We start from the raw sequence: 3,204 nt of genomic DNA, 5'->3' as shown, positions 1-3,204 counted from the left end.
CGCGACGCGGCTCGCGCCGGCGACCGTCGACACGCTCGACCGTCTCGGCGGGGCGTTCAAGCAGGCGGGAGCCGCCGCCACGCCGCTGCAGCGCCAGGCCGCCCTGCCGGGCGCGCGGCTGCGCTGACGGCGGCGAATGTCCGTCCCGCGCCTCTTCGCGCTGCTTCTCAGCATGGCCGCCGCGATCCTTCTCGGCGGCGGCACGGCCTATCTGGCGGTGCGCTCGCCGGCGCCGCTCGACGTGCTCTCCGCCGGCCCGTGGAAGGCGTGGCCGCGGGCCGGCACAGCCGACGGCGACCCCTATTCGCGCGCCCGCCTCGCCCGGACCGGGGAGATCCCGCTCGGCTCCGGAGAAGGGCTCGAGATCTCGACGGAGACCGACAGCTCGGGCGCGCCGCTGCGGGCCCGGTGCGACTATCGGGTGGCGGGGCAGACGCCGACGGCGAGGCTCTGGACCGCTGCGGTCGAGCCGCCGGAGGGCGAGCCGGGGGTGCCCGGCCGCGCCCGTGCGATCGGAAGCGACGCCATCCTTCGCCGCCCCGACGGCAGCTTCGAGCTCGTGGTCTCCCCGGCGCCCCATGCCGGCAACTGGATCTCGTCGGCGGGCATGGACCGCTTCAGGATCGTGATGCGGCTCTACGACACGACGGCGCGCGTCGACACCGCGATCGCGAGCCTCGTCATGCCCGACGTCGTCGCCGAGGGCTGCGAATGATCGCCGACGGGATCCCGGACATGCCCCGCCGCCGCCGGACCGATGGCGGGCAGATCGCCGTCGCCCTCCTCGCGATCCTCCTGACGGCCGGCGTCATCCACATCGTGACGATCCTGCTCGTGCCGCGCTTCGCCACCGAGAACGGCTGGTCGCGGCTCGCCGCGGTCGCCGCTCCCGACGGATTCGCTTTGATCGGCGAAGGCGAGCACGCGGTGCCCGGTCTCGATCCGCTCTTCGTGCACGGCGCCTGCCGGCTCGACCTTTCGGCCGCGCCCGCCGCGATCTCGCTCTCCTCCAGCGGCGGCTTCTGGTCGATGGCGCTCTACGATCCGCGCGGCCTGATCGTGTTCAGCCTGAACGACAGGACGGCCTTGGAGGGGCAGCTCGACATGCTCGTCGTCACGCCGGTGCAGAATGCGGCGCTCAAGGAGAACCCGCCGCCCGACATCGACCGCAGGATCGTCGTCGAAACCAATGCCGAGCGCCTCATCGCGCTCCTGCGCATCTACGCGCCGGCGGACTCGGGGCGCGACGAGGCGACCCGGATCCTCGAGCACGCCGAATGCGGGCCGTGGGCGCCGCCGCCGGCGCCGGAGGATCAGGCCGACGGGCCGACCTGATTGGCCTGGCGCTCGGCCTCGCGAGGAGCGAGCCGGAGGTCCGGCCGCACGCTCGGCCCGTGATATTCGACGCGGATGCCGGGAAAGATCACGATCTCGGCATGCCTGCCGGTCCCCGGTCGCTGCCGCCGGCCCAGGCCGGCGCGGCGGAATGGAAGGATCTCTGCCACGGCCAATCTCCCTCTGGCCCCTTCCTGAACTCGGCAGAGGTTCGCGGGCGCGTGGTTAACGCAGCGTGAACGGATTCGGTCAGATCGCCACTGTGTCCGCAAAGACACGCCCGGCCCGATCCTCGATCTCGACGACCCAGAGGTCGCTGTCGAACTTCGCCTCGGACCGGATCCGTTCCGCGGCCCGGGCCTCGTCGAGGCCCGCCGCCACCAGCGAGAATTTCCGGTCGCCCGCTTCGGCTTCCGCCATGGCGGCCTGCGGCGCCGGGCCGTAGAGGTCGAGCGAACCGTCCAGCCTGTTGACGAGGATGAAGATCGCCCCCGCCTCGGCGGCGCCCTTGCGGGCGATATGGACGAAGGCGCCGTCCGCCTCGGCGCGGCGGCGGAGGGCGGCGACCCAGAAATCGCTCCTGAGGCGCAACCGCTAGACGCCGCTCATCGCGCCGACGCTGCGCAGCCGCTCGATCAGGCGATCGTCGATCGTCCCGGTCGCGGGCAGGCCGTTGTCGGCCTGGAACCGCGTGATCGCCTCCCGCGTCTGGGGCCCGAGAATGCCGTCGGGCGTCAGCGGACCGTAGGCCGCCATCTCGAGCGCCCTCTGCACGGCCATGATCCGGGAATCGGGCGGCGCTCCGGGCTGCGCGTGCGGCATTTCGGCTTCCGCGGATGCCACCGTGCGGCTCTCCGCAGGCTCGGGCGGGCGCGCCGCCGGCTCGGCGGGGGCATCTGCGCCGGCGAGCGAGGCGAGCAGCGCCTCGCTCGGCTCGCCGGTCACCGCGAGGCCGGCCTCGCGCTGATAGGCGGCGACCGCCTGCCGCGTCTTCGGCCCGGTCCGGCCGTCGAGCGGCCCGTCATAGAGGCCCGCCTGGAGAAGCGCGAGCTGCACCGCCTGGATCGTTTCGGGCGCGATTGCGGCGGCGGAGCGGAAGCTCTCGTCGCTGCGCGTCGCGAAGAGCGGCGCCGGATGCCGGTTCGCCTGGCCGTAGAGCGCGTTCGCCGCCACGGCGGCGGACACGCAGAGGACGCCGGCGGCGAGCGCGCTCCGCCCGTTGAAGAGGATCTTGCGTAGCCTTACCGGCAAGTCCGCTCTCTCCCGTTGTCCATGCCGTCGGATGCAGGGATGGCGCCGTCCGCGGCCGCCGGCAGCCGGACCTCCACGCTGAGCCCGCCCTCGCTGCCGCGGGAGATGAGCAGACTGCCGCCGTTCTCGTCAATGAGCTCCTGCACGATCGCCAGCCCGAGGCCGCTCCCCTCGGCCGTCGCCGAGGCGCCGCGGCGGTAGGCCTGCCGCAGCGTCCGGCATTCCTCGTCGGTGAGCCCGATCCCGTCGTCGGAGATCCTGATCGAGATCGCGCCGCGCGCCGGGCGCACCGAAAGGGTGACCTTCGTCGCGCCGTGCGCATGCTTCACCGCGTTGCCGAGCACGTTGAGAAGGACCTGCCGGCAGGTCCGCTCGTCGCATGCGGCCATGGCCCGCGGGCACATGTCGAGCTCGAGCGCGATGCCCCGCTCCAGCGCCTCGCGGGAAAGCAGCCGGCACGCGAAGCGGATGGCCGCGACCGCGTCGCAGGCCGCGGCGGTCCGGATCGCCGGCGCGGTTCCGCGCACCGCGACCGAAGCCGGGGCCGGGCCCGGAGCGAGGACGGGACCCCTCTCCTCCGCGCCGGCCCCCGGGCTCCGGTCGGCGGTTCCGCCGGGC

General features: G+C 73.7%; 6 protein-coding genes. 2 read left to right on the top strand and 4 right to left on the bottom strand.

The window, feature by feature from the left end; translation table 11 throughout:
* Window positions 1-136 precede the first annotated feature (136 nt).
* The gene (locus tag E4O86_RS22635; RefSeq protein ID WP_161142802.1) at window positions 137-715 is read left to right on the top strand and encodes a DUF1214 domain-containing protein; all 579 of its coding nucleotides are present in this window, start codon (window positions 137-139) and stop codon (window positions 713-715) included.
* Window positions 712-1,335 carry a DUF1254 domain-containing protein gene (locus E4O86_RS22630; protein WP_161142801.1) on the top strand — a complete coding sequence of 208 codons (624 nt, stop codon included), beginning with the start codon at window positions 712-714 and terminating at the stop codon, window positions 1,333-1,335. Before E4O86_RS22635 ends, E4O86_RS22630 begins: the two co-directional genes overlap by 4 nt.
* Here the strand turns inward: E4O86_RS22630 and E4O86_RS22625 are convergent.
* The 4 genes from E4O86_RS22625 to E4O86_RS22610 all read right to left on the bottom strand — a co-directional run.
* Window positions 1,314-1,505, bottom strand: a complete 192-nt coding sequence (locus tag E4O86_RS22625) for a hypothetical protein (RefSeq protein WP_161142800.1) — start codon at window positions 1,503-1,505, stop codon at window positions 1,314-1,316. The two genes, E4O86_RS22630 and E4O86_RS22625, sit on opposite strands and share 22 nt — an antisense overlap.
* Window positions 1,506-1,584: 79 nt before the next feature.
* Window positions 1,585-1,926 carry a DUF1491 family protein gene (locus tag E4O86_RS22620; RefSeq protein ID WP_161142799.1) on the bottom strand — a complete coding sequence of 114 codons (342 nt, stop codon included), beginning with the start codon at window positions 1,924-1,926 and terminating at the stop codon, window positions 1,585-1,587.
* 3 nt (window positions 1,927-1,929) lie between these two features.
* Entirely contained in the window at window positions 1,930-2,586 is a 657-nt protein-coding gene (locus tag E4O86_RS22615; RefSeq protein ID WP_161142798.1) for a peptidoglycan-binding domain-containing protein, read from the bottom strand.
* Window positions 2,577-3,204, bottom strand: a 628-nt coding sequence (locus E4O86_RS22610) for a sensor histidine kinase (RefSeq protein ID WP_205521056.1), incomplete at its 5' end; no start/stop codon positions are given. The genes E4O86_RS22610 and E4O86_RS22615, both read right to left, overlap by 10 nt.

The organism is Propylenella binzhouense (genome assembly GCF_009866965.1).
Lineage (GTDB): Bacteria > Pseudomonadota > Alphaproteobacteria > Rhizobiales > Afifellaceae > Propylenella > Propylenella binzhouense.
This window is presented reverse-complemented; position numbering and strand designations above follow the sequence as displayed.

Bases quoted from the DNA above. Each gene is read 5' to 3' on its own strand.
- E4O86_RS22635 (WP_161142802.1), top strand. From the start codon at position 137: ATGTCCGTCCCGCGCCTCTTCGCGCTGCTTCTCAGCATGGCCGCCGCG.
- E4O86_RS22630 (WP_161142801.1), top strand. From the start codon at position 712: ATGATCGCCGACGGGATCCCGGACATGCCCCGCCGCCGCCGGACCGAT.